Origin of the sequence: Paenibacillus sp. FSL E2-0201, from assembly GCF_037963325.1 — a bacterium.
Classification (GTDB): Bacteria; Bacillota; Bacilli; order Paenibacillales; family Paenibacillaceae; genus Paenibacillus_AQ.
In genome coordinates this window covers 4056609-4083054 of the sequence record NZ_CP150154.1, presented here as the reverse complement: position 1 = coordinate 4083054, position 26446 = coordinate 4056609, and the positions used below count along the sequence as shown (strand labels likewise).

The window sequence follows — 26446 nt, the reverse complement described above, 5'->3', positions numbered from 1 at the left end:
CGTTAGATATGTTAGCCTATGAAAAAGAGGGCTGGGAACAGTCTTATCGCCGTATAGCAGGCGTAGATGAAGTGGGAAGAGGCTGCTTGTTTGGGGACGTCGTAGCAGCAGCGGTGATTTTGCCAGAGGGGCTTATTATTGATGGTGTAAATGATTCCAAAAAGCTTACAGCTAAAAAGAGAGACGCTTTATACGAGATTATTATGGAGCAAGCGCTGGCGGTAGGTGTGGGGTATGTGGATTCTACTGTCATTGACGAAATTAATATCAAGCAAGCTTCACGCTTAGCCATGAAAAAAGCGGTAGAGAGTCTGGAACACGTTCCTGACTATATGCTGATCGATGCTGAAAAGGTAGACCTCCCTTTGCCGCAACGGGCAATTATTAAGGGGGATGCAAATAGTCAGTCTATTGCAGCAGCTTCGATTATTGCGAAAGTGACACGAGACAGGCTGTGTGAAGGTCTGTGGGAGGAATTATACCCTGAGTATGGGATTGCGATACATAAAGGTTACGCGACCAAGCTTCACCGGGAACAAATTACGGCTCTAGGTCCAACACCTATGCATCGGCGCAGTTTTATTGGGCGGATTCTCGCGGAGCAGCAAACGTTATTCTAGAAGCCATGCTTAAAAAAGTAGGATGAATACCGATATAGTAAGAAGAGAGAAAATGGAGGGAGGAGAAACGGTATGAATATCGGAACATTGATCCGTGGATTACTTGGAGATCAAAAACCGGGCGCGGCCAAGTCTTTAGAGTTAAAAGAAGGGCAAGTTGTTCGGGGTGTTGTTCTCTCTGTATCGGATTCAGGAAAAGAAGCGGTTGTACAAATCCAAGGTACACCTGTTCGTGCGGAATTAGAAACACCGCTGCTGCCTGGAGAAACCATGAATTTACAGGTCGGACCACCCGGAGAAGGCGGATTACCCGTATTGAAGCCGGTCTCCCTCGGTGAAACGGCGTTAGTCACCCCTCAAAGCATGGGGGAAGCCTTGGAATCACTAGGGCTAGCTGATTCCAAGGCAGGTAGAGAAATCGTATTAGCGATGCAATCAGGGGGCGTCCCGCTGACCAAAGAGACAGCGGCTGCGCTGAATGCGGTAATGAATGCCAAGCCAGCTGGTGTGCCTACATCAGAGTGGCTTGACGCGGCAGTCATTTCTGTAAAGCGTGGACTCCCTGTTACAGCTGAGAGTGTAAAAGGATTGCAACAGGCTGTATTTGGTCCGCAGCTGCATCAGCTTTTGTCAGCACTAGAAGATCAGATTACGATATGGGCAGGGCAAATCGTTAGTGAAGAAACAATAACCGCGGAACCTAAAGCTGGAATGGGCACCAGTACTGGAAAGCTCGATCCTTCTGTAAATACAAGTGCAACAAGTGGGAATAAAGTGGGTGTTGTGGAGAGTGACACTACAGAGGCGGATGCCATCCAATTGGCAGCCAGAGGAAATGCACAAGCTGTGAGTAAAGCTACTGATGGTACTGTCACAAGCGGAAGTACTTCTCTTTCGGGAGGAGCCGCTGTAGATGCCTCCGGCCTTACGGCTACTATGACATCGGATGAACAAGTTGCACCAGTTAAAGCGGATCTTAACATAGTTACTGATAATGAAACGGGTGTTGCAACTGGTAAACCAGTAGCTCTTGATGAAGCGGCTGAAGGTGCACAGATTTCCAAGGGTACACTGGTTACGGAACCTGCGGCTGGTAAAACGACAGCTGCTACGGCTTCTAGCGTTCTGAATAATGCTTTAAGCGCTCAAGCTGATGTTGCGGCGAGCAATCTCATCAGCTCCAGTAAAGGTGAGATTCAAGGTAATACCTTAAATTTGAATAAGGATGGAGCACTGGATAGTGCTATTCTTGCAGATAAGAGCTTGGCAATGAATATTGATAAGAGCGGGGCAGGGGCTGGTGGCGCGAGTGTGAGCGCCGAAAGCACTGCTGCTGGTGCTGCGCCCCAGGCAGCTGCACCTAGCGGTGCCGCCCTGCTCGCGAAGCTGCAGGGCGTGCTCACCGAGCTGCGCGGTTCCCTGCCGCAGCTCGCCATGCTCCCGCTCGCTGACGCGGCGGGAGCAAGCCCTGCCCCCGCGGCTGCTGCGCCGCGCGGGGAGACCCCGGCTGTGACGGCTTCGCCGATACAGCCGGACACCGCCCCACCCGCGGACGCGGAGTCGTGGGTGGGGCGGGTGCTGAAGCTGCTCGGTGCGGAGCACGAGCAGCAGGCAGTGCGCGGCGGCGCAGTAGCCGCCGCTGAGACGGCCCGCGCGGCGGCAGGTACGGCCGCGCTTGGCAGTGCAGGTGTCGGCAGCGATCAAGCTGCCGACACCCTGAAAGGCGTGCTGCTGCAGATCATGAGCAGCAGTGAGGTGCCGCCCGCGGTCAAAGAAGCCGCGAGCGGACTAGTGCAGCAGCTGACAGGACAACAGCTGTTGCTCAATACAGATCGAACGGCTCCTTTCGCGCAAGTGACTTTATTTTTGCCGCTGCAAGGTCCAGATGGGCAGGAGACAGCTTCCGTTCATATTCAGTCGCGTCGGGGACGCAAGGGTGAATTGGATGCAGCTAATTGCCGTCTCTGGTTTGATTTGGACATGAAGCAGATCGGTCAGACGCTGGTTGATGTACAGGTTGTTGATCGAATCGTTAGTCTTAAGCTGCATAATGATCATCCTTGGGTGCTTGAGCTGCTGGAACAGCGGCGTGATGATATTAAAACGGCAGTGGAATCTATTGGTTATCAGTTGTCGGGATTAAGAACTGAACCTTTACCGGAACTAAAACTATCTACAGAACTTGCCAATCCCCATAGCAAGCTTGTTGATTATGTTCCTGATGCTTATAAAGGAGTGGATTACCGTATATGAACGAAAATGAGCCTGTACCTCCAATTTCACAAGGGCTCAAAAAAGCGGTCGCTCTCAAATATAGCCCAGGACAAAGCGAGGCGCCTGTCGTTGTTGCCAAAGGACAAGGGGCGATAGCGGATCTGATTCTGCAAAAAGCTAAAGAGAGTGGGGTTGCTGTCCAAGAGGACGCAGCTCTCGTAGAAGTTCTTTCAAAGCTCGATCTAGATCAACAGATTCCATCTGAACTTTATCAGCTAGTGGCTGAAATCCTCAGCTTTGTGTATCAGAGCGACCGTTCCGCCGGTGAACGGAGACCGGAATGAAAGAGCGATACACAAGAGAGCGCTATAACCGCAAACAGAAGGGGGCCGCTGCTGAAGACGGGGCTGTGCAGTACTTATCTACTTGTGGATACAAGATCTTAGAACGAAATTGGCGTTGTCGAACTGGAGAACTTGATATTATTGCGGAGAACGAAGGCTGTATTATTATTGTTGAAGTTCGCAGTCGTAGTGGAGAGCTATATCAGGGGACTCCGGAGGAATCAGTGAATACTCGAAAAATACATCAAGTGCGAAATACAGCACAGGTTTATTTGCATATGAAAGGTTATGGTGATCGAAGAGTAACTTTTGACGTCATTAGCATTTTACTGAATGAAGATTTAAGCATCGCTTCTTTGGGGCATATACGTGAGGCTTTTTAAGCTGCACCCCATATTCTCGCTCCATTCATTATGGGCACTAGCATTCTTGTAAAAAAGTCTTTACATAGCCTCCGCGCAGTGGGTCATTTCTCAAAAGAAATGGGTAAACATTAGAGTAACTTTTTAATGTCATCATGAGGAGGGCTGTTTAAGTGAAGAATAAACCTTTTGAAATGCAGGTTAGTTTTGCTTGCCAATATTGCCAGCAGAAGATTGAAGTGAAATTTACCGCAGAACCAGTATCCGTTGTCTGTTGTGCAAATTGCAATAAGAACTTCACGGTTATGCGGCCCACTATAGCTGAGGAAATATTAATCGATTGGAAAAATGAGGCGCTATTTCAAAAAATCCGTGCTGATAAATCACAAAACAGCAATAGCAGTCTCTTAGCGCTTGTTATAAAAGTCATAGAGCTTCTTACATGGCGTGATAAAGGAAATGGACAGGTAGAAGCGATTAAAGAGATGCGTGGCTGGCTCATTGAGAATGAAGAGACTCCTCCTCTAGCTGAACTGATCCAGAGCGATAATAAAAAAAGATCACATAAGCGGCGTGACTGGAGATAATCATACAAACTATGATCAAAAAAGAAAGAAGGGTGAACATGGCTAACGTTTTTTTTACATCCGACCATCATTTTGGACATAAGTTGATTATTGATTTTGAATCCAGACCCTTTATAGATGTTGAGCAAATGAATGAAGCCATGATTGAGAGTTGGAATTCAGTAGTGGGTCCGGATGATAAAGTGTTTCATTTGGGTGACTTTTCGTTTCTTAACAAGGAAGCGACACGTGCTATTGTGCGGAGGTTACATGGTTATAAGACTCTGATTCTCGGCAATCATGATCGCGGGCGCAGTCGTAGGTGGTGGCTTGAAGCAGGCTTTGACGAGGTAAGTGAATATCCGCTGATTTACAAGGACTTCTTTTTTCTCTCCCATGAACCAATGTATATGAATAAGCATATGCCTTACGTAAATGTGCACGGTCATATTCACGGTCAAAAATATGAGGGGAATAATTATTTTAATATTTGTGTGGAGCATTGGAACTATAAACCGTTGACCTTTGAACAGATCAGAGACTCTGTAGTAGTCAGTGAAGAAGGATGATTTAGGTCTAAAGGGTTACGGATGCGCATTTATGCAATATAGTTTTTTGCTGATAATTATTGAATAATTGTTGATTACGATAAGTTTCTCTCTATATAATAAGATATAATAGCTATTTTATAGTCGGAAAATAAGGAAGCACCTTTTTTCTTGAAGATTTGACGCCCAATCAGGGGTGTATTTCAGGAGATGAGGTGTTTTTATGTATGGAAAAATGCATAGTGCGTGCTTGTATGGAATTGAAGGGGTAATGATTGGTGTTGAAATTGATCTTGCGAATGGATTACCGCAGACAAATATCATTGGCTTACCGGATTCAGCGATTCGTGAGGCGGTAGAACGAGTAAGAGCCGCCGTTAAGAACTGCGGTTATCGCTATCCACAGCAGCGCATCACGATAAATCTAGCTCCAGCCGACCTACGAAAAGAAGGCTCCGCCTTTGATCTTGCGATTGCTCTGGGAATACTGATTACTAGTGGTCAAGTGGTTATGCCCTCAGCTAAAGAGGTACTCTTCATTGGAGAGCTTGCGCTCGATGGCAGTCTGCGGCCAGTATCAGGAGTACTGCCGATGGTGGAAGCTGCCCGGAAGAATGGATTTAAGGCTGTTCTGCTCCCGGAAGGCAATGCAGTCGAGGCAGCTTTGATCAGTGGCATTAACATTTACGCAATCGACCATTTGCGAGCTTTAGCGAACCCAGAAGAACAGCAGTCCAACTCAGCAATGGATATAAAAGGGAGCAACGAGCAGTATCAATTGAATGGGAGAGATTCGGTAGAAAAACCGTCTATATCAACTCTTCCTTTTCCTGTATCTGTAAGCAAGGGGATGGATCTAAATGAACGACCTCCGGTACTTGTCCTTTCTTTGGAACATCTTAAATATACCCCGATTTACGGTACTTCTGAGGTCTCCTCGTGTGCAATGAATGAGATGATGGATGATTACAGTGATGTGCTTGGTCAACAGCATGTAAAAAGAGCCCTAACCATTGCGGCAGCGGGCATGCATAATATTTTGCTCATGGGTCCACCCGGTACAGGGAAGACGATGCTGATTAAACGACTCCCGAGCATACTTCCAAAATTGACTGAGAGTGAGGCACTTGAGGTAACCAAAATTTTTAGCGCAGCAGGAACTTTAAAAGATGCCCACAACGGCTTGCTGCGTAGTCGTCCTTTTCGCTCTCCGCATCATACGATATCAGCCGCAGGCCTTATTGGGGGTGGGGGAATTCCGAAGCCGGGTGAAGTCAGTCTCGCCCATCGAGGTATTCTCTTTCTAGATGAATTGCCCGAATTTTCTCGGAATGTACTAGAAGTGTTGCGTCAACCGCTCGAAGATGGGGTTGTTACTATAAGTCGTGCTCGTGCTTCCTTTACCTATCCTGCAAAATTCATGCTCGCTGCATCGATGAATCCATGTAGCTGTGGTTATTTTGGGAGTGGGCTTTCCCAACAACATTGTACTTGCAGTCCCGCTAGGATTGCTCAATATCGCGCAAAGATATCAGGCCCCTTATTGGATCGTATTGATTTACAAGTGGATGTTCCTCGCCCCAAGGAATGGGGTCGACAGGGGCATGCTTTATCTTCGGCTGAGATGTATGCAGCGGTGATGGCGGCACAGGCGATACAAGCTAAACGGTTTAAACGCTTGCCTATTTCTTGGAACAGTGAACTTTCTGGCGCTTCACTTCGGCGCTATGCAAGTCTTAGCCGTGAAGGTGCCGAATTGCTGTATGATATTCTGGAGAATTTAGGTCTAAGTATGCGAGCGCATGATCGAATAATTAAGCTATCCCGTACAATAGCTGATCTGGAAGGCGTACAGGATATTACTTCTGCTCATCTTGCGGAGGCTGTTCAGTACCGTAATTTAGACCGGCAAGTGATGACAGAAGAATAAATAAAATAGAGCAGCGATTCCCGATAATGGCGAATGGCTGCTCTGGTATTTTGGGCCAACAATTCCGCCCGAGGATGTTTTTATAGCTGCTTACAGTACATTCAATTCAACAGCGATATTGCCACGAGTTGCGCGGGAGTAAGGGCACGCGCCATGAGCAGCTTCTACTAGAGAAGTTGCAGTTTCTCTGTCAACACCTTTAACCAGCACATCAAGCTTAACTGCGATGCCGAAACCTCCATCTTCAACTTTACCGAAGCTGACCGTAGCTGTTACTTCACTACCTTCAATTTTCACCTTTCCGAGTCGAGCAACCATGTTTAGCGCGCTATCGAAACAAGCGGAATATCCCGATGCAAATAGTTGTTCAGGGTTTGTACCTTCGCCGCCGGCACCACCCATTTCGCGTGGTGTACTGATTGTAAGATTGAGCTTAGGGCTTTCTGATTCGATATAACCGTTTCTTCCTCCTACAGCTTTAACAGTTGTTTCATACATTTTTTGCTGAATGGTCATCATATTGTATCTCTCCAATTCCAAATTAGTTTGTGTACAATCTAATTTAACACAATTAATATAAAAGTCAAATTGATTTTTCGCTATTAACATGATGTTATGAGTGAATTATGATAAAATAAAGGAATAAGGCAGGTGAATAAGATATGAAAATGAATGAAGAAGATACGCAAAAGATGACGACCACACCTGAGCTGCTGATTGAGAATCAACTTTGTTTTACCATTTATGCTTGCTCTCGTGAGATGACAAAGCTGTATCAACCTTATTTGGATAAGATCGGTTTAACATACTCGCAATATCTAGTAATGCTTGTATTATGGGAACGGCAGCAATGTACAGTTAAGGAAATCGGTGAGGCGCTATTTTTGGATTCGGGTACGCTGACGCCTCTTTTGAAACGTCTGCAGGCTGCAGGTTTAATCGTGCGTGAGCGTTCGACACAAGATGAGCGAAAAGTTCTGATATCACTAACGGAACAGGGCTGGGCTCTTCAAAGTAATGCGGCTTGCATTCCAGGTAAAATGATGGAAGAAACAACGATGTCCAGTGTTGAGACTTTAGAGCTGCTTGAACAGTTCAAAAGCTTGCTGAACCGTGTTCATGAGGCGAATACTCAGGTTAGTAAAAAGTAAGTGTCTTCCGCAGTCAATGCGATCGTTCGCATTCCGGCATGAAACCAAGCGAAAAAATGTGTACAAATCATGAATATATTTAAGGAAAGCGTTTTAAAAACATGTTACACTATTCTGGGTTCCTTTATATGGCATATAGGTAAGTATAAGCTTAGTCTTATAGATTTACTCAATGTCTCTCACAGAAACAAGGCCATTCTTATAGGAGTGGTAGAACAGTTTCTGCTGGTTCCGGAATAGTGCTGCATGTTTAGCATGAGCCTATCCCTAACCCCGCGGCAATCAAAACGGAAGGCGAGATGACAACAGGCTGCCTGTTAGGTCACCACGCTACTTTAGGAGGCTACCGCTATGAATATCCACGAGTATCAGGGAAAAGAAGTGCTTAAGAAGTACGGTGTGGCCGTACCGAATGGAAAAGTAGCTTATACAGTGGAGGAAGCGGTAGAAGCCGCAGAGTCACTGAGTACACCGGTTGTTGTAGTCAAAGCTCAGATTCACGCAGGTGGACGCGGTAAAGCTGGAGGCGTAAAGGTTGCTAAGAATATCGATGAAGTGCGTACTTACGCAACCGAGATTCTAGGCAAGACCTTGGTTACTCACCAGACTGGTCCGGAGGGTAAGGTAGTAAAGCGGCTTCTCATAGAAGAGGGCTGTCAAATTGTTAAAGAGTATTACATCGGTATCGTTGTTGATCGAGGAACGGGTCGAGTGGTCATGATGGCTTCTGAAGAAGGAGGCACAGAGATTGAAGAGGTTGCAGCAACACATCCGGAGAAGATTTTTAAAGAAATCATTGATCCGGCAGTAGGTTTGCAGACTTTCCAAGCTCGTAAGCTAGCTTACAGCATCTCTATTCCGAATGAATTGGTAGGCAAGACTGTAAAGTTTATGCAAGCGCTATATCTAGCTTTTGTGGATAAAGATTGCTCTATTGCCGAAATTAACCCATTGGTAGTTACTGCGGATGGTAATGTGATGGCTCTAGACGCTAAGTTAAATTTTGATCCCAATGCTTTGTTCCGCCACAAGGATATTCAAGAGCTTCGGGATCTAGATGAAGAAGATTTGAAAGAAATCGAAGCCTCGAAGTATGACCTAAGCTATATTGCGCTTGATGGCAATATTGGTTGTATGGTGAACGGTGCAGGCCTAGCGATGGCAACGATGGATATTATTAAATATTACGGAGGCGAACCCGCTAACTTCCTCGATGTAGGGGGCGGTGCAACAACCGAGAAAGTTACTGAAGCTTTTAAAATCATTCTATCGGATGAAAAGGTAAATGGAATTTTCGTTAACATATTCGGCGGTATTATGCGCTGTGATGTTATTGCTAACGGTGTTGTGGAAGCGGCCAGTCAATTGGGATTGACCAAACCGCTTGTTGTGCGTCTAGAAGGAACAAATGTTGGATTGGGCAAGCAAATTTTGGCTGGATCGGGACTTAACATTGTAGCTGCTGATTCTATGGCGGACGGTGCCCGTAAGATTGTATCTCTTGTGCAATAATGGCTTGGAAGTAGGAGCCAGTTATCGTATTTGACAATATAAGTAGGGATGTGACTTAAGGCATGAGCATTCTTGTAGATAAAAATACGAAAGTTATCACGCAAGGTATTACGGGAGCAACGGGCTTGTTCCATACTAAGGGTGCGCTGGATTATGGGACACAAATGGTTGGAGGAGTAACGCCGGGCAAAGGTGGAACGACAGTTAATATCACCCTTGAAAATGGCAGTGAAGTTAGTCTTCCGGTATTTGATACTGTTGCAGCCGCTAAGGCAGCTACTGGAGCAACTGCTAGTGTAATTTATGTACCACCAGCATTCGCAGCAGACTCCATCATGGAGGCAGTTGATGCAGAGCTGGATTTGGTTATTTGTATTACCGAAGGAATTCCCGTACTTGATATGGTAAAAGTCTCACGTTATATGGAAGGCCGTTCTACAGTGTTGATCGGTCCAAACTGTCCGGGTGTTATCACTCCTGGAGAGTGTAAGATTGGAATCATGCCTGGTTATATTCATATGCCTGGTTATGTTGGAGTAGTCTCACGTAGCGGAACGCTAACCTATGAGGCTGTTCATCAGCTAACCACACGTGGAATTGGGCAATCTTCTGCTGTAGGTATTGGCGGGGACCCGGTTAAAGGCTCTGAGTTTATTGATATTTTGAAGCTGTTTAATGAGGATCCGGGTACAAAGGCAGTTATCATGATCGGAGAGATCGGTGGTACTGCAGAGGAAGAAGCGGCAGAGTGGATTCGTGAACATATGACCAAACCGGTTGTAGGTTTCATTGGAGGAGCAACTGCTCCTCCAGGCAAACGCATGGGGCATGCTGGCGCTATCATTTCTGGAGGTAAAGGTACGGCTAGTGAAAAAATTGCCGTACTGGAAGCTTGCGGAATTAAGGTAGCCCCTACACCTGCTGAAATGGGCTCAACGCTCGTAAGTGTGCTAGAAGAACGCGGTATTCTCAATGCTTTTACATCGCACTAATGATTGACGTTATGACATGTAAATCACTCCACGTAGTGAGGTTATTTCGTGTATAATTAATTTAAGAGGTAAGCAACCTTTTGTTCCTATCCAGGGATGAAAGGTTGCTTTTTTTATTTTAAATAGAAATTTATAGAATTTAAAGAAATGCTTGCGTTTTCAGAATGTGTAACACAAAATAGGGAAGGCTAGGCCTTCCATGTTAAGGAGCGAAAAATGATATGGAAGAACGGGAACTACTATTCGGCTTTAATGAAGTGGAAGGTATTGGCTGGAAAACAATCGACAAGATTCGCAGAGCCGGGCTTTTGTCAGAAAAAGCATTTTCTTGTAGCGCAGAAGACTGGGAAAAGATTGGGCTGACCGAGAAAATGTCGATTCATCTTGCTTCCATATACACATTGGAGTGGATAGCAAACCGCCGCTTACTAATGAAAGAAAGTGCTGTGAACATGGTTACGGTTTTTGATTCAGGCTATCCAAATTTATTGAAGGAGACAGTTCAGCCGCCATGGATTCTTTATTATCGTGGGTGTTTGGAACTGTTATCGACACCCAGTGTGGCGATGGTCGGTACTCGTGTGCCAACAGCTTATGGACGGAAGGTAGGGGAGATCCTCGCGGAAGAGCTTTGTACAGCTGGTCTAACAGTGGTTAGCGGATTAGCTAGGGGGATTGATAGTGTGTGTCATGAAGCTGCACTAAGACGCGGTGGAGGCACTATAGCGGTAGTAGCTACAGGACTTGATCGGGTCTACCCTCCCGAGAATAAAGAGCTTGAGCGATTGATTTCCAGTGATGGGCTAGTGATCACAGAGTATCCCCTTGGAACCAAAAGTCATCCTGGGTTATTTCCGCAGCGCAATCGTATTATTGCAGGTCTCACATACGGGACAGTAGTTGTAGAGGCGGATAGTAGAAGTGGGTCACTCATTACCGCTGATGCTGCCTTGGAAGCAGGACGTGATGTTTTTGCTGTCCCTGGACCGATAACATCTCCTAAAAGTAGAGGTGCTCTTGATCTAATTAAACAGGGGGCAAAACTGGTAACCAGTGCATTAGATATTTTAGAAGAATATACTTCTTATCTCCCGATAAACCGTTTAAAAGCGGATGAAAGCTGTCCCCCAAAACAGGTGATTGATGACTTATTAATTGAAAAGAAATTGACAAATGAGGAGTCACACCTATACCATATACTGCATCAAGGCCCCTTTATTTTGGACGATCTGCTTGTGAAGACTGGATGGGATTTTGGACATTTGCATTCAGTTCTGTTATCTTTAATCATAAAAAAAGCGGTAGTACAATTACCAGGAGCTATTTATAAGGTAATTTAATATAGAGGTACGAGTGTTAACGAGGAGGAAGAGTCTATGGCAGATGCATTAGTAATTGTCGAATCGCCCGCAAAAGCGAAGACAATTGGCAAATATCTAGGTAGTAAGTATATTGTGAAGGCATCTATGGGACACATCAGAGATCTACCGAAGAGCCAAACGGGTGTCGAAGTGGAGAATAATTTTAATCCTAAATATATTACTATTCGTGGTAAAGGTTCTATATTGAAGGAATTGAAAGACGCCAGTAAAAAAGTGAAAAAAGTATATCTCGCAGCTGACCCTGACCGCGAAGGGGAAGCGATCGCCTGGCACTTGGCGCATGCACTAAATTTGGATCAAACACAGGAATGTCGAGTTGTATTTAATGAGATCACCAAACAAGCGGTGAAGGATGCTTTTAAGACGCCACGCAAGATAAACATGGATCTTGTGAATGCCCAGCAAGCAAGACGTATACTGGATCGGCTGGTAGGTTACAAGATTAGCCCCCTATTATGGAAGAAAGTCAAAAAAGGGTTATCGGCTGGACGTGTTCAATCAGTAGCTGTAAAGATCATAATGGATCGTGAGAATGAAATCTCCGCTTTTGTGCCTACTGAATATTGGAGCATTACGGCAAAGCTAGGGATTCGAGATTCCGTCTTTGAAGCTAAGTTTCATAAGCTGAACGGTGTGAAGAAAGAACTTAATCAAGAGAGCGATGTTCAAGAGGTCCTTGAGGCAATCAAGAACGCAGCTTTTAAGGTGAGTAATGTGAAAGAGAAGGAAAGACAACGGCATCCTTCGGCTCCTTTTACAACAAGTTCCCTTCAACAAGAAGCCGCACGTAAGCTTGGATTCCGAGCAGCTAAGACAATGTCTGTTGCCCAGCAACTATACGAAGGTGTGGAACTAGGCAAAGAGGGAACCGTAGGTTTGATCACTTATATGCGTACGGACTCGACTCGCTTATCTGTCACAGCACAGGATGAAGCTAAAGAGCTGATTACTGCTAAATATGGTGAAAAGTTCTTACCAGAGGCGCCGCGCCAGTATTCAAAGAAAGCAGCTGGAGCCCAAGAAGCGCATGAAGCGATTCGACCAACTTCAGCACTTCGTGAACCTGAGATGGTTAAAGAGTTCTTGAGCCGCGATCAATTCCGTCTTTACAAGCTGGTTTGGGAGCGGTTCGTATCCAGTCAAATGGCTTCAGCTCTTCTTGATACACTCTCAGTTGATATAGAAGCGGGTACGGCAACATTCAGAGCCGTAGGTTCGAAGGTTTCATTCCCAGGGTTCATGAAGGTTTATGTGGAAGGCAACGATGATGGGACTACAGATGAAGATAAGTATTTACCGCCTCTTCAAGCGGGAGATGCTTTAAATAAGCAAGAGATCGAGCCGAAGCAGCATTTTACACAGCCGCCGCCGCGTTATACAGAAGCAAGGCTTGTAAAGACTCTTGAGGAATTAGGAATAGGACGCCCAAGTACGTATGCACCAACACTTGAAACTATTCAGAAGCGTGGTTATGTAGCTATTGAAGAGAAAAAATTCATGCCTACAGAGCTTGGAGAACTAGTCATCGAGCAGATGGAACAATTTTTTCCGGAAATATTGAACGTAGAGTTTACGGCGAATATGGAAGGGGATCTTGACCATGTGGAAGAAGGATCAGAAGATTGGGTAAAGGTTCTTTCCGAATTCTATGAGTCTTTCGAGAAGCGCTTAGTGTTTGCCGAAGAAGAGATGAAAGAAATTGAGATTGAAGATGAAGTCTCTGATGAGATCTGCGAGAAATGTGGTAAACCACTAGTATATAAATTAGGGCGTTTCGGGAAATTTCTAGCATGCTCTGGCTTTCCAGATTGCCGGAATACGAAGCCGATCATCAAAGATATCGGTGTAACTTGTCCTAAGTGTCATGAAGGTAAAGTTGTAGAGCGTCGTAGCAAAAAAGGACGTGTCTTCTATGGCTGCGATCAATATCCCGGCTGTGATTTCGTCTCTTGGGATAGACCTTCCACTAAGCCATGTCCATCTTGCGGGGCTTGGATGATTGAGAAACGCAATAAGCAAGGCACCAAGCTGCAATGTACGTCTTGTGATCATACAGAGGCAGTTTTAGACAACGAAGAAGAGTTAGCAGAATAATAGTCTCCACAGGAGGAAAGAAGACAGTGACAGATACAGCAAAGGTAACAGTAATTGGAGCAGGTCTAGCAGGAAGTGAAGCGGCCTGGCAAATAGCTTCTCAAGGCGTACCGGTAAGATTGTATGAAATGAGACCAGTGGTGAAGACACCGGCACACCACACGAATCAATTCGCAGAGCTAGTGTGCAGTAACTCTTTGCGTGCAAATGGTCTAGGCAATGCGGTAGGTGTATTAAAGGAAGAAATGCGACGTTTGAATTCCCTTGTATTAGGTGCAGCTGATCGCCACGCTGTACCTGCTGGCGGCGCACTTGCCGTAGATAGGGACGGTTTTTCGGGAGAAATTACGAGTACATTGCATAATCATCCGCTCGTGGAAGTCATAAATGAAGAACTTACGCATATACCGGAGGAAGGGATTGTTGTTATTGCAACAGGTCCGCTTACCTCACCCGCTTTATCTGCAGAAATTAAGGGACTGTTAGGTGAAGAGTATTTCTATTTTTATGATGCTGCTGCACCGATTGTTGAGAAAGACAGTATTGATATGAATAAAGTATATCTGGCTTCCCGTTATGACAAAGGAGAAGCGGCATATCTGAACTGTCCAATGACTGAAGAGGAGTTTGACGTGTTTTATGATGCGTTGATTTCTGCGGAGACGGCAGCGCTCAAGGATTTTGAGAAAGAGATATACTTCGAGGGCTGTATGCCTATTGAAATCATGATGAAGCGCGGTAAGCAAACAGCATTATTTGGACCGATGAAACCTGTAGGACTTATTAATCCGCACACAGGTAAGCTTCCATATGCGGTAGTTCAGCTTCGCCAGGATAACGCTGCTGGAACGCTTTACAATCTTGTTGGCTTTCAAACGCATTTGAAATGGGGCGAACAGAAGCGTGTATTCTCGCTGATTCCGGGTCTTGAGAACGCTGAGTACGTTCGGTATGGCGTAATGCATAGAAATACCTTTATTAATTCCCCTAAACTCTTGCATCCTACTTATCAAATGAAGGGCAAGGAAAGGCTGTACTTTGCTGGACAGATGACAGGTGTAGAAGGTTATGTAGAATCAGCGGCCTCAGGCTTGATTGCCGGCATTAATGCTGCTAGAGCCGCACTCGGTCAAGAAGGACTGATCTTCCCTCAGGACACGGTGCTTGGCAGTATGCCTGCTTATATCACTTCTGCTGATCCGGAGCATTTTCAGCCTATGAATGCCAATTTTGGCCTTTTGCCGAAGGTAGAGAAGAAAATCCGTAATAAAAAAGAAAAGAATGAGATGCTAGCGCATCGTGCACTTGACAGTCTTGCCGAGTATGCTAATCGTACGGGCATCGCTTATACTGAGCCGGAGGCTGTCGATAACGAAAGTCCATCATCTTAAGGAGGTAACTACAATCATGGTACCCAGCTTTCATGCGACTACAATTTGTGCTGTAAGACATAACGGACAGGCAGCTATAGCAGGTGATGGTCAGGTTACATTCGGAGAGAGTGTAATTATGAAGACGACGGCTAGAAAAGTTCGTCGCTTATACCGGGGACAAGTAATAGCGGGGTTTGCAGGTTCTGTGGCGGATGCGATCACCTTGTTCGAAAAATTTGAAGGCAAGCTGGAGGAGCATCATGGAAACCTGCAGCGCGCAGCCGTAGAATTAGCGAAAGACTGGCGTCAAGATCGTATTCTTCGAAAACTTGAGGCATTGATGATTGTTATGGACAAGGAAGGCATGCTATTGATCTCCGGAAACGGTGAAATTATCGAGCCGGATGATGATGTGCTTGCTATTGGTTCAGGTGGTAATTTTGCACTTGCTTCCGGTCGTGCGCTTAAACGTCATGCTCCAGCACTTGCTGCTGCGGATATAGCTCGAGAGGCTCTTCAGATTGCATCTGAAATATGTGTGTACACTAACTCCAATATTATTGTTGAGCAATTATAGGCTCAGTGCCATAGAGACAAGGAGGAATTCACGATGGTGAATCAATCGCTAACACCCCGTCAAATTGTAGCCGAATTGGATAAATATATTGTAGGTCAGAAACAAGCTAAGAAATCGGTAGCTGTCGCGCTTCGTAATCGTTATCGGCGCAGTCTACTCGCTGAGGAACTGCGTGATGAAGTTGTTCCTAAGAACATCTTGATGATCGGACCTACTGGTGTAGGGAAAACCGAGATTGCCCGGCGTCTTGCTAAGCTTGTTAATGCTCCGTTCATCAAGGTGGAGGCAACCAAATTCACAGAGGTGGGTTATGTAGGGCGAGATGTGGAGTCTATGGTACGTGATCTGGTAGAGACCTCTATTCGTATGGTGAAGCTAGAACGTACGGAAAAGGTCAAGGACCGTGCAGAAGAACTGGCTAACGAGCGGATTGTCTCTATTTTAGTGCCTTCGTCTTCAAAAAATAAATCTCAGAAGAATCCTTTTGAGATGATTTTTGGCGGGAACTCTTCGCAAGAGGATTCTAAAGAAGATTCCGAACCGGATGGAAGCTTAAGTGAACGCCGTCGCGGGGTTAGATTTAAGCTGCTAGCTGGTCAATTGGAAGACGATATCATTGAAATAGACGTTGAGGATACAGCGCCATCTATGCTGGATATGTTTGCAGGGCAAGGGAACGACCAGATGGGGATGAATATGCAAGAAATGTTTGGTAGTTTACTTCCGAAGCGGACGAAGAAGCGCAAGCTTCCTATCCGTGAGGCTCGTAAAGTACTGATTCAGGATGAAGCGACCAAACTGATTGATATGGACGATGTTATTCAGGAATCTGTGACACGCGCTGAACAATCGGGTATTATTTTTATCGATGAGATTGATAAGGTTGCAAGTCAAGGCAAGGGTTCCGGTCCCGATGTATCACGTGAGGGTGTGCAAAGAGATATTCTTCCAATTGTAGAGGGTTCTACAATCATGACAAAATACGGTCCTGTAAAGACGGATTATGTGCTCTTCATGGCTGCCGGGGCATTTCATGTTGCTAAACCTTCTGATTTGATTCCTGAGCTTCAGGGTCGTTTTCCGATCCGCGTAGAACTGAGCAGTCTGACGCTGGAGGATTTTGTATCCATTTTAACAGAGCCAGAGAATGCTTTGACAAAACAATATGTTAATTTGTTAAAGACTGAGGACATTGAAGTGGAGTTCCAGAAGGATGCTATTTATGAAATCGCCAAAATAGCGGCTTCAGTGAACCAAAATATGGAGAACATAGGTGCTCGGCGACTTCATACCATTTTGGAGAAGTTATTAGAGGATTTATCGTTTGAAGCACCAGAGTTGACTTTGGACACAATGGTAATTACACCTGAGTATGTGCGTGAGAAATTGGCAAGTATTGCACAGGATCGTGATTTAAGTCAGTATATTCTCTAAAGCGACAAAATTTATTCATTGGAATTTGGGCATAAGGAATTAGAAAATTACAATATAGTGTCAGTTATAGGGAAAAAAATGTAAAAATATGCAATTAAAAAGATATTATTGAATGAAAAAAGGAATAAAATAGCAATAAAGTGCTTAAAGCCCTGTCTTTTTTTAAAAGATAGGGCTTATTTCTTATTGTAATAATATACAAATTAAATGAAAATCAATGTATGTGAAAATACTAATAAGTTATACTTTGCGACAAGGTTCGACGTGAAAGCTGATAAATAGAGGACTTTTATACTTTATTTGTCGAAATTAAGCAGGTTTTTTGAGGAAAGTTGTGGAATTCATTTCATTATGATAGCTTTGAAAGGAGGAATTATCTTGGGATTGCTGAATAGTGTCAGTTTTCAACGATTGCAGGGAGGCATTGATGCTGCCTATAAACGACAAAATGTTCTAGCAAATAACGTGGCTAACGAAGATACGCCAAATTTCAAACGTTCTGATGTTTCATTCGAAAGTTTCCTTCAGCAACAGGAAAGTGGAATAAAACCTACACTTAACGCGAAGGTAACGGACTCCCGACATTTTCAATTTGGTACCAACACCATTGTACCGGCTGCTGTCGTTAGTACGGATGAGACTACCTCTATGAATAATAACGAGAACAATGTGGATGTAGAACGAGAAATGGCGTTAAGCGCTGAGAACCAACTCAGGTATAGTTCTTATGTCGAACAGATTAACAGTCAGATTTCGATGATGCGAGCTGTAATTCAAGGAGGATAAGATTGCATGAACTTTGGGAGTAGTTTTGGAATAAGTGCATCAGCGTTAACAGCTCAACGATTACGGATGGACGTAATCTCCTCCAACGTGGCCAATGCGGAAACTACCAGAGCATCGGTGGTTGATGGCAAAGCCGTTCCTTACCGGCGTAAGCTTGTTGTTATGGAGGCTACAGAAAGTAATAAGTTCTCGAATATACTAAATTCGAAAATGAACGGTAGTAGCAGTGAAGGCGTAAAGGTTCAATCCATTATAGAAGATGATTCTCCGTTAAAGCCGGTATACAATCCAAGTCATCCTGATGCGGATGCCGAAGGTTATGTTTATATGCCAAATGTGGATATTACCAAAGAAATGGTAGATATGTTATCTGCATCACGTTCATATGAAGCCAATGTAACGATGCTGAATGCATCTAAAGCTATGGTAAGTAAAGCGCTAGAAATTGGTCGCTAAACGTAATTCACAAGGAACGCTTCCAAAGTGAGTTTTGTACGAAGTGAATTTAGGAAGCATAGGCTTACAAAACTTTTAGGAGGGAAACAGTTGATACAGAATATCACTAATGGAGTTCAAGCTGTACAGCAGCTTGCCATGAAACCAACATCTACCGAAGCTTCGTCCACTCCTGCTAATTCTATGGAGAGCTTTGGTTCTTATCTTGAGAATGCACTCAATCAAGTAGCAGATCAGGAACAACAAGCAAAGGATATGAGTAATAAATTTGTATTGGGAGAAGTGAATATAGACGAAGTAATGATTTCTTCCCAACAGGCTTTACTGAGTTTGCAGTTGACTACACAAGTCCGGAACAAAGTGATTGAAGCCTATCAAGAAATTATGAGAACTCAAATTTAATTAAATCCTAGCTTAGTTCCGGATGGGGTGACACTGTGAATGAAAGATTTGCCCAATATCGGGAGAAGGTTACCCTGTATTGGAACAGATTTAGTGGTAAACAGAAGATTTTATTCTTTTCAACATTGTTTATCATTCTAATAATAATCGTAGTATTAACCATGCAGCTTTCAAAGACAGAATATGAAGTGGCGTTTCAAGATTTGGACAGCACAGATTCAGCGGGAGTAATGAACTACTTGGATACAGCAGGTGTTTCATACCGATTAAGCCAAGATGGAAAGAGCATCTCAGTGCCAAGCACAGAAGCGGCTCGAATAAAGGTGGATATCGGTTCTCAGGGGATTGTTCAGGGGGGCTCTATCGGTTATAAGGTCTTTAATGAAAATTCGTCAATGATAGGAACGACAGATAGTGAGTTTAATGTGAAGTATAATAATGCATTAAACGGTGAAGTAGAACAGCTAATGAGACGCATGCAAGGAATTAAGGATGCTAAAGTACTGATTAATCTGCCTAAAGAGACAGTATTTGCATCTCAGGCGGATCAAGAACAAGCATCTGCATCCGTTGTGCTTTCATTTAATCCGGGATTCAGACCCAGTCAAGATAATATCGATGGGTATTTCAACCTTGTAAAGACTGCGGTTCCAAATCTACCAATTGATAACATTACGATTGCTAATAATGAAGTTGAGTTAATGCCAACGGCCAAAGGTGGACAAGCAGGAGTTTCTAACCAGGTCGAAGAGAACTTCGCTCTACAGAAGAAATTCGAAGAAGAAGTCAAGAAAGATGTGAAACAATTCCTTAGCACTCTTACGGGTCCAGATAAAGTTGATGTACTTGTATTTTCGAAGCTGAACTTTGACAAGGAAAACCGGAAGGAAAATCTTGTAACCCCTGTGGATACAGAGAACATGAAGGGGATTGAGATCAGTTCACAAATTATCAGTAATTCGTATTCGGGTCAGGGAAATACAACTGGCGGAGTGGCAGGCACTGGTTCACAAGATGTAACGGGCTACCCTTCACAAGCCGGCACGGATACTTCTACTTCAGAGGAATCTTCTGAGACGAGGAACTATGAAGTTAACCGAATTACAAAGGATGTTATTGCTAGTCCCTTTACTGTAAAAGATTTAACCATAAATGTTGCGGTTGAACCACCTACAGGACAAAATACTTTGGATGCTGCTACATCGGCAGCGATTCAAAACATTTTGGTAAATATTGTTCGTGCTTCTCTTGCAGATTCAGGTACTACATATACAGACGCTGATTTAACCAAAAAGGTTTCGGTGTATTCTCAACAATTTGGTGGTAATGCTGCTAATACCGCACCAGGTGGTCTTGCCACATGGATGTTATGGGCTATCGGAGCAGCTGCATTACTGGTTGGAGCAGGTGGAGGATATCTAATCTATCGGAGTCGTAAGAAGACTGTGGAAGAGGAAGATGAAGACATTCCATTGCAGGTTCCTACCGAATTTCCATCTATTAATTTGGAAAGTGTGACGAATGACAGTCAAGTTCGTAAGCAATTGGAAAGTTTGGCGAAGAAGAAGCCAGACGAATTCGTGAATTTGCTGCGTACATGGCTTGCAGACGAACAGAGGTGAACTAATGGCAAAGGCTAGTCAGCAGGGGCTTAGTGGTCGTCAAAAGGCCGCGATCCTGCTTATCACACTAGGGCCCGAGGTATCGGCGCAAATATTCAAACATTTAAGAGACGAGGAGATTGAACAACTCACTCTTGAAATCGCCAATGTCCGTAAAGTGGACAGCAGTGAGAAAGAGTCAATCATGTCTGAGTTTCATCAGATATGCCTCGCTCAGGAATATATTTCACAAGGCGGTATTAACTACGCCAAAGAGATTTTGGAGAAAGCACTTGGTTCAGCAAAAGCGATGGAGGTCATTAACCGTCTAACTGCAACTTTACAGGTAAGACCCTTCGATTTTGCACGCAAAGCTGATCCAAATCAGATCTTGAACTTTATCCAGAATGAGAATGTTCAGACTATCGCACTTGTATTGTCTTATCTGCAATTCGAACAAGCAGCAGCCATTCTCTCCTCGTTACCTCAAGAGAAGCAGGCAGAGGTAGCTAGAAGAATTGCTGTAATGGACAGCACCTCTCCAGAGGTCATTACACAAATTGAACGAGTGCTGGAGCAGAAGCTTTCTGCTACTGTAACTCAGGATTATACAAATGCTGGCGGTATCGAATCAATCGTACAAATCTTGAATGGAGTTGACCGGGGGACAGAGCGCACAATTCTGGATTCTCTCGAAATTCAAGATCCAGAGCTCGCCGAGGAAATCAAGAAGCGGATGTTCGTATTCGAGGATATCGTCAATGTGGACAATCGTTCGATTCAGCGTATTATTCGTGATATTGATAATGCGGACCTGCAGCTTGCCCTTAAGGTTGCAAGCGAAGAAGTACGAGATGTCATTTTCCGGAATATGTCCAAACGTATGGCAGAGACATTCCGAGAAGAAATGGAGTACATGGGCCCGGTGCGGTTGCGTGATGTAGAAGAAGCACAAACGCGCATTGTAGGTACGATTCGCAGACTCGAAGAGTCTGGAGAAATTATCATCGCTCGTGGCGGAGGAGATGACATCATTGTCTAAGCTGATTAAGCATTCTCAGTATGTTCCAGTTGATGTACTGAAAAGATTGGAGCAGGCCCGGCACTATGCGGGCCTAACTGAGGAGCCCGTTCCAGAGGAGGCTGTAAGCGAGACTCACTATCATGATCCCGCTCGTGAAGAGGCAGAAGTAGCACGTAAGCAAATGCTTAAAGACGCCCAAGAATTTGCTGAAGAGCAGGTTCGAAATGCCTCTCTAGAAGCGGAACAGATTGTTGAATCCTCAAAAGCGGAGGCTGAAGAGTGGTGGAAGAAGCGGCGTGAGCAGGATGAACATCTGGTAGAGGCTGTCAAAGCCGAGGCTTATCAGCTAGGGTATCAGGAGGGTGTCTCTCAAGCTGAACAAGAGATGAAGCTCAAGGTTGCAGCGATGATGGATGAAGCACGTGCTGTTTTAGCTGAGGCATATAAGGCAAGAGATGTCATTATTCAGGAAGCTGAACCTTTCTTAGTAGAGTTAAGCTGTGATATTGCCGAGAAAATTGTGGACAAGCAGTTAACGGTAGAGCCGCAGTTTGCAATGGATTTGATTCGGAAGAATCTGGCTCGTAAACGTGAACAGGGGTTGATCTCGCTGTGCGTATCACCTGCGCAGTTCGCTTTCGTAAACGCAGCAAGGGAAGAACTGTCATTAGCGGTTGACTCACAGGCTGAATTACAGATCTTGCCTGACTCGACTGTGAAAGATCAAGGTTGTGTAATCCGCTCTTCCTTTGGCAGCATAGATGCCCGAATTGATACTCAGCTTGCAGAAATCAAGAAAGAGCTGGTTAGAATCGCGCTGGACACCGATGAGCAGAGAAATGGGGAAGAAGATGCTTGATAGTAACCGTTATAAGGAGCAACTTCGTAATCTCGATCCGGTGAGGATCAATGGGAAAGTGACGCAGGTTATCGGTCTTATGGTTGAATCGGAAGGACCTGATGCTAGCATTGGAGATGTCTGCTACATCTATCCTTCTAAAGGAAATAAGCCGCTGCAAGCTGAAGTCGTTGGTTTCCGTGACAACAAGGTGCTATTAATGCCACTTGGAGAACTGCAAGCTATTGGACCTGGCTGTGATGTAGTGGGTACTGGCAAGCCGCTTAGTGTGCAAGTGGGTTCAGAATTGTTGGGCAAGGTACTGGATGGACTTGGACAACCGCTTGATGGTTCTCTAATCCCAGCTCGAATGCCACATAGTTCTACCTTTAACATTCCGTCCAATCCACTCAATAGACCACGAGTCCAAGAACCTATTAGCATCGGAGTAAGAGCGATAGATGGCTTGCTAACGATCGGTAAAGGTCAGCGGGTGGGGATTTTCGCTGGTTCAGGGGTCGGCAAAAGTACGCTCATGGGAATGATTGCGCGTAATACATCGGCAGACGTAAATGTTATCGCTTTGATAGGAGAACGTGGCAGGGAAGTGCTGGATTTTATAGAACGCGATCTGGGACCTGAGGGTTTGCAGCGGTCAGTCGTTATCGTTGCTACATCTGATCAGCCTGCATTAATTCGAATTAAGGGAGCTCTTATTGCTACAACGATTGCTGAGTATTTTCGGGATCGAGGACTTAATGTGATGCTGATGATGGATTCGGTGACTAGGTATGCTATGGCTCAACGTGAAGTTGGACTTGCAGTAGGGGAACCGCCAGCTATGAGGGGTTACACACCATCGGTGTTTGCAAGCTTGCCCAAACTACTAGAACGTGCTGGAACTGGACCTACGGGGTCTATAACAGCCTTTTACACTGTACTGGTTGATGGCGATGACATGAATGAACCGATCGCTGATGCTGTTAGAGGGATACTCGATGGTCATATCGTCCTTAATCGAAGTATTGCGAACAAAGGACATTTTCCAGCAATAGATGTGCTTTCCAGCATTAGTCGTGTAATGAAGGATATTGCGCCAGAAGAACAGATCGCTGCAGCAGAGAATGTGAAGCGACTAATGGCTGTATACAAGGATTCAGAGGATTTAATTAATATCGGAGCGTATCAAAGAGGCTCGAATGCTCAAATCGATGAGTCGATGGAGTATATAGACAGTATATGGGAATTCACCAAACAAAGGGTGAATGAAAAAGTTACGCTGGCTGAAGTTCAACAGTCTTTAATTTCACACTTCTCGAGGAGTTGATTCAGTATTATGAGATTTCATTATACTTTTCAAAAAGTCGTTGACTTGAAGGGCAATGAGAAGACACAGGCAGAATGGATGCTCTCAAGCGCGCTTGGAGAATTGCAGGCACAAGAAAGAAGCCTGGATGAACTCACCTTTCAGCGGAGCGCTATCATGTTATCCTTACAAAATGCCGCAGAACAAAAGACACCTATGGCGAAGATTCGTGAAATGCAAGAGTATGTAGAATACCTGGATATATGCATTGCCCGTAAGCATACGGACATTAGAAGTGCACATCAGGAAGTCTTGAAGAAGCAAGACCAGTTAAGCACAAAGGTATTAGACGAAAAAGTATGGTTAAAGGCAAAAGATAAGGCTGAGACACAGTTTCAGCAAAGTATGATTTTACGGGAACAAAACGAACTGGATGAGATGGCAACCGTCCGCTTCGCGATGAAATCCCTCTAACCCGGGAGGTTTCCGCTAGTGGCTAACAATGATATGGAACTTGAAAATGAAGGGTCAGCGGGGAAATTTGAGCGGTTCTTATTTTTAATGATACCGATTATCTTCACGCTAGTACTGCTTGGAGTACTGTTGACGCTTTTTAATATGGACATTCGTAATAATGTGCTTGAGGTTGCGAATAAAATTCCTATCCTGGAAAAATGGGTTCCTGATCCGCCTGGAGATCCTTCTAAACCGAAGGAAGAAAGCAAAAAGCAGGAAGTGAGCTCAGCGACTACGATTAAGGAGCTTAAAGCTCAGCTCGCCCAACAGGAAGAGAACCTGAAGAAGGTTACAGATGAAAAAACAGCCCAGGATACCAAGGTTCAGGCGCTTGAGTCGCAGATCGATGGAATGAAGACAGAAGCTGCTGCAGCTGCTGAGGTAAACGCGGAGGAAACAGAAGACCCATATCAAAAGCAGGTTGCTGATCTGGCAAAGCTCTACGCGGGTATGAAAGCTTCCAAAGCTGCGCCGATTATGGAGAATTTGACTACAGAAGAAATGGTGCAAATATTCAGCGTAATGAATAAAGCAAGTAAGACTGCGATTCTGGAAAAAATGGATCCTCAAAAAGCGGCCGATGTCACGATTAAGTTGAAAGAAACTACCTCTTCGAGTGATATGGCTATTGCCGCTCTTCAATCTAGATTGAAAAAAGAAGCAGGCACTGCTCCAACGACTAAAACCAGTACAAATCTGGATAAGGAAAAGTTGAACCAAACCTTTAGTTCAATGACGCCTGCCAATGCAGCTTCTCTACTAGGAGAAATGTACAAGATTAGCCCTGATAAAGTAGTAACGATTATGAATACCGTAAGTGATAGTGTCCGTTCTTCGATTTTGGGGGAAATGACTAAAAATGATAGTGCGCAAACTGCGAAGATTGTTAATCGTTTGATGGGCGCTAAATAAATATTGAAAGGAGGTGAAAATAACATGAGTTTAGTTGTTCAATCGCTTGTGAGTGCAAATACAACAGCTGCAAGTGGTAGTTCATCAACATCTATTGGAACATCAACTGCTGTACCTTTCGCTCAGACATTAGTGCAAACAATGGGAGGAACTACAGCGAACAACACATCGGTGCCCACTGATCCTTTACTGGGAAACATAGCCTCTTTATTGCAAGGTCTTCTAAAGGAAGTTAAAACGACTGGAGAAGATCAAGGGGGACAAGACACTCAGAATTCCGATCTCATTGAGAAGCTTACTGCAGATGTTGAAAATCTGGATGATACCATCCATAGCGATCCTGCTATTTTGGTAGCTTTGCAAGCTTGGCTACTTCAGGTCTCTGCTCTTCTATCAGGAAGTCAAGCGACAGAGGGCGATGCTGCGTCAGAGACGGAGTCGGCAGGAAGCTTGTCACCGTTAGCACAGAATGCAGATACGCTAAGATTTGCTGTTCAAGATGATTTGCAGAGTTTAGTTACTATGATTCAGGAAGCTGCAGTAAGTGGTAATGATGAAGTTGCAAGTAAGGGAGTAAGTCTGTTAAATAACTTCACGGCACTGCTAGAACAGACCTCGGCTAACAGTAATAAGGGTAAGGGGAAGGTCTCCAGTTTGAATGATAGTTCTGGTGTATCTGTACAACAACCTATTGTAACTGAAAGCAACGATAAAACGGTGGACAAGACCATTCAAAATCTAAGTAACCGTGCTGGAGAAGCTGCTGCAAGTAAGAGTGAGGGAGTCCTTACTTCGACTGTGACCTCAGGGACTATTCAAGATCCTGATGCAGAGCCTGCGAATACTCCAGTGATGAAGAGCAGTACAGCCGGAGAAACGAAGCTGGTCGAATCAGCACAAGACTCCACATCAGGGACTACCACCATTGAAGGAGATCATGAGGTTGTAACTGCCGGTCAACTAGCTCTTCGGGGAGGAATTACAGCTCCACTGAAGGCTGAGGTTCCAGTAGCACCTGTACCCGTTCATCAGTTTGCACAGGAAATGACCGGTTTTATTACAGGTAAATTGGAGATTGTGCAAAAAGGCGGAGTAGCTGAGGCTACGATATCACTCTTTCCAGAAAATCTCGGACAAGTAGATGTTAAGATTACTATGCAAAACGGCCATCTGGTTGCACAGTTTATGACTGAACATTCCGGAGCAAAGGATATGTTGGAACAGCAGATGAACCAGCTTCGAGCAGCATTGCAGTCTCAAGGCCTCCAAGTAGAAAAATTGGAAGTCACACAAAATAATACCCCTCTCAATTCACAATGGGGTCAAGAAGGACGCCAACCTGGTTCTGGAAGTGGTCAGCAGGGAAGACGCTCCAAAGAAAGTCGTGAGGAAGCTAATGATGCCATTCTTGCCGCAGAGCTAAATGGTGAATGGAAAGATTGGGTTTCAAACGCAGGGCAAGAAGATGATAATCAAGGGAACTCCTTCTCTGCCAAAGCTTAAACT

The 26446-nt window shown here is 44.7% G+C and carries 26 protein-coding genes; 25 read left to right on the top strand and 1 reads right to left on the bottom strand.

Going from position 1 to position 26446, the window contains the following annotated elements:
• Nucleotides 1–8: 8 nt before the first annotated feature.
• The 7 genes from NSU15_RS18530 (at nucleotide 9) to NSU15_RS18500 (ending at nucleotide 6584) form a co-directional block, all read left to right on the top strand.
• Nucleotides 9–620 carry a ribonuclease HII gene (locus NSU15_RS18530; RefSeq protein WP_339287169.1) on the top strand — a complete coding sequence of 204 codons (612 nt, stop codon included), beginning with the start codon at nucleotides 9–11 and terminating at the stop codon, nucleotides 618–620.
• 72 nt (nucleotides 621–692) lie between these two features.
• Nucleotides 693–2873, top strand: coding sequence for a DNA ligase (locus NSU15_RS18525; protein ID WP_339287167.1), 2181 nt, complete (start codon nucleotides 693–695; stop codon nucleotides 2871–2873).
• Complete coding sequence (locus tag NSU15_RS18520) at nucleotides 2870–3178, top strand: EscU/YscU/HrcU family type III secretion system export apparatus switch protein (RefSeq protein ID WP_042128964.1); 309 nt, start codon at nucleotides 2870–2872, stop codon at nucleotides 3176–3178. Before NSU15_RS18525 ends, NSU15_RS18520 begins: the two co-directional genes overlap by 4 nt.
• The gene (locus tag NSU15_RS18515) at nucleotides 3175–3561 is read left to right on the top strand and encodes a YraN family protein (protein WP_339287166.1); all 387 of its coding nucleotides are present in this window, start codon (nucleotides 3175–3177) and stop codon (nucleotides 3559–3561) included. The genes NSU15_RS18520 and NSU15_RS18515 overlap by 4 nt, the downstream gene beginning before the upstream one ends.
• 152 nt (nucleotides 3562–3713) lie before the next feature.
• Complete coding sequence (locus NSU15_RS18510) at nucleotides 3714–4127, top strand: hypothetical protein (RefSeq protein WP_139328534.1); 414 nt, start codon at nucleotides 3714–3716, stop codon at nucleotides 4125–4127.
• Between the two features lie 38 nt (nucleotides 4128–4165).
• Nucleotides 4166–4675 carry a phosphoesterase gene (locus tag NSU15_RS18505; RefSeq protein WP_339287163.1) on the top strand — a complete coding sequence of 170 codons (510 nt, stop codon included), beginning with the start codon at nucleotides 4166–4168 and terminating at the stop codon, nucleotides 4673–4675.
• Between the two features lie 202 nt (nucleotides 4676–4877).
• Nucleotides 4878–6584, top strand: coding sequence for a YifB family Mg chelatase-like AAA ATPase (locus NSU15_RS18500; protein ID WP_339287161.1), 1707 nt, complete (start codon nucleotides 4878–4880; stop codon nucleotides 6582–6584).
• A 90-nt stretch (nucleotides 6585–6674) separates the two neighbouring features.
• Here the strand turns inward: NSU15_RS18500 and NSU15_RS18495 are convergent, their stop codons facing one another.
• Nucleotides 6675–7103, bottom strand: a complete 429-nt coding sequence (locus tag NSU15_RS18495; RefSeq protein ID WP_339287159.1) for an organic hydroperoxide resistance protein — start codon at nucleotides 7101–7103, stop codon at nucleotides 6675–6677.
• A gap of 143 nt (nucleotides 7104–7246) precedes the next feature.
• Between NSU15_RS18495 and NSU15_RS18490 the strand changes: the two genes are divergently transcribed.
• From NSU15_RS18490 to NSU15_RS18405, 18 genes are all read left to right on the top strand, one after another.
• On the top strand, nucleotides 7247–7735 hold the full coding sequence (locus NSU15_RS18490) for a MarR family transcriptional regulator (protein ID WP_212567874.1): 489 nt from the start codon (nucleotides 7247–7249) through the stop codon (nucleotides 7733–7735).
• Nucleotides 7736–8086: 351 nt separating this feature from the next.
• Nucleotides 8087–9247, top strand: coding sequence for an ADP-forming succinate--CoA ligase subunit beta (sucC, locus tag NSU15_RS18485; protein WP_042128955.1), 1161 nt, complete (start codon nucleotides 8087–8089; stop codon nucleotides 9245–9247).
• Nucleotides 9248–9309: 62 nt separating this feature from the next.
• On the top strand, nucleotides 9310–10239 hold the full coding sequence (gene sucD, locus NSU15_RS18480) for a succinate--CoA ligase subunit alpha (protein WP_042128953.1): 930 nt from the start codon (nucleotides 9310–9312) through the stop codon (nucleotides 10237–10239).
• A 221-nt stretch (nucleotides 10240–10460) separates the two neighbouring features.
• On the top strand, nucleotides 10461–11579 hold the full coding sequence (gene dprA / locus NSU15_RS18475; RefSeq protein WP_339287156.1) for a DNA-processing protein DprA: 1119 nt from the start codon (nucleotides 10461–10463) through the stop codon (nucleotides 11577–11579).
• 36 nt (nucleotides 11580–11615) lie between these two features.
• Complete coding sequence (gene topA / locus NSU15_RS18470; RefSeq protein ID WP_042128949.1) at nucleotides 11616–13715, top strand: type I DNA topoisomerase; 2100 nt, start codon at nucleotides 11616–11618, stop codon at nucleotides 13713–13715.
• Nucleotides 13715–15106, top strand: coding sequence for an FADH(2)-oxidizing methylenetetrahydrofolate--tRNA-(uracil(54)-C(5))-methyltransferase TrmFO (gene trmFO / locus NSU15_RS18465; RefSeq protein WP_339291389.1), 1392 nt, complete (start codon nucleotides 13715–13717; stop codon nucleotides 15104–15106). The genes topA and trmFO overlap by 1 nt, the downstream gene beginning before the upstream one ends.
• A gap of 16 nt (nucleotides 15107–15122) precedes the next feature.
• On the top strand, nucleotides 15123–15665 hold the full coding sequence (hslV, locus tag NSU15_RS18460; RefSeq protein ID WP_042128945.1) for an ATP-dependent protease subunit HslV: 543 nt from the start codon (nucleotides 15123–15125) through the stop codon (nucleotides 15663–15665).
• Between the two features lie 33 nt (nucleotides 15666–15698).
• Nucleotides 15699–17099: an ATP-dependent protease ATPase subunit HslU gene (gene hslU, locus NSU15_RS18455; protein WP_042128943.1), complete on the top strand. Its 1401-nt coding sequence runs from the start codon at nucleotides 15699–15701 to the stop codon at nucleotides 17097–17099.
• A 378-nt stretch (nucleotides 17100–17477) separates the two neighbouring features.
• The gene (flgB, locus tag NSU15_RS18450) at nucleotides 17478–17885 is read left to right on the top strand and encodes a flagellar basal body rod protein FlgB (protein ID WP_042128942.1); all 408 of its coding nucleotides are present in this window, start codon (nucleotides 17478–17480) and stop codon (nucleotides 17883–17885) included.
• A gap of 6 nt (nucleotides 17886–17891) precedes the next feature.
• Nucleotides 17892–18341 (top strand): flagellar basal body rod protein FlgC, encoded by a 450-nt coding sequence (gene flgC / locus NSU15_RS18445; protein ID WP_042128940.1) that lies wholly within the window; start codon nucleotides 17892–17894, stop codon nucleotides 18339–18341.
• 90 nt (nucleotides 18342–18431) lie between these two features.
• Nucleotides 18432–18743, top strand: a complete 312-nt coding sequence (gene fliE, locus NSU15_RS18440) for a flagellar hook-basal body complex protein FliE (protein WP_339287152.1) — start codon at nucleotides 18432–18434, stop codon at nucleotides 18741–18743.
• A gap of 35 nt (nucleotides 18744–18778) precedes the next feature.
• A complete protein-coding gene (gene fliF, locus NSU15_RS18435) occupies nucleotides 18779–20365 on the top strand; it encodes a flagellar basal-body MS-ring/collar protein FliF (protein ID WP_042128936.1) in 1587 nt (528 codons plus the stop codon).
• Between the two features lie 4 nt (nucleotides 20366–20369).
• The gene (gene fliG / locus NSU15_RS18430) at nucleotides 20370–21386 is read left to right on the top strand and encodes a flagellar motor switch protein FliG (RefSeq protein ID WP_042128934.1); all 1017 of its coding nucleotides are present in this window, start codon (nucleotides 20370–20372) and stop codon (nucleotides 21384–21386) included.
• A complete protein-coding gene (locus NSU15_RS18425; protein WP_339287150.1) occupies nucleotides 21379–22227 on the top strand; it encodes a FliH/SctL family protein in 849 nt (282 codons plus the stop codon). The genes fliG and NSU15_RS18425 overlap by 8 nt, the downstream gene beginning before the upstream one ends.
• Nucleotides 22208–23533 carry a flagellar protein export ATPase FliI gene (fliI, locus tag NSU15_RS18420; RefSeq protein WP_042128931.1) on the top strand — a complete coding sequence of 442 codons (1326 nt, stop codon included), beginning with the start codon at nucleotides 22208–22210 and terminating at the stop codon, nucleotides 23531–23533. The genes NSU15_RS18425 and fliI overlap by 20 nt, the downstream gene beginning before the upstream one ends.
• A gap of 9 nt (nucleotides 23534–23542) precedes the next feature.
• Entirely contained in the window at nucleotides 23543–23986 is a 444-nt protein-coding gene (fliJ, locus tag NSU15_RS18415) for a flagellar export protein FliJ (RefSeq protein ID WP_042128929.1), read from the top strand.
• Between the two features lie 18 nt (nucleotides 23987–24004).
• Nucleotides 24005–24940 carry a kinesin gene (locus tag NSU15_RS18410; RefSeq protein WP_339287147.1) on the top strand — a complete coding sequence of 312 codons (936 nt, stop codon included), beginning with the start codon at nucleotides 24005–24007 and terminating at the stop codon, nucleotides 24938–24940.
• 24 nt (nucleotides 24941–24964) lie between these two features.
• The gene (locus NSU15_RS18405) at nucleotides 24965–26443 is read left to right on the top strand and encodes a flagellar hook-length control protein FliK (protein WP_339287146.1); all 1479 of its coding nucleotides are present in this window, start codon (nucleotides 24965–24967) and stop codon (nucleotides 26441–26443) included.
• The last annotated feature ends 3 nt before the right edge of the window (nucleotides 26444–26446 follow it).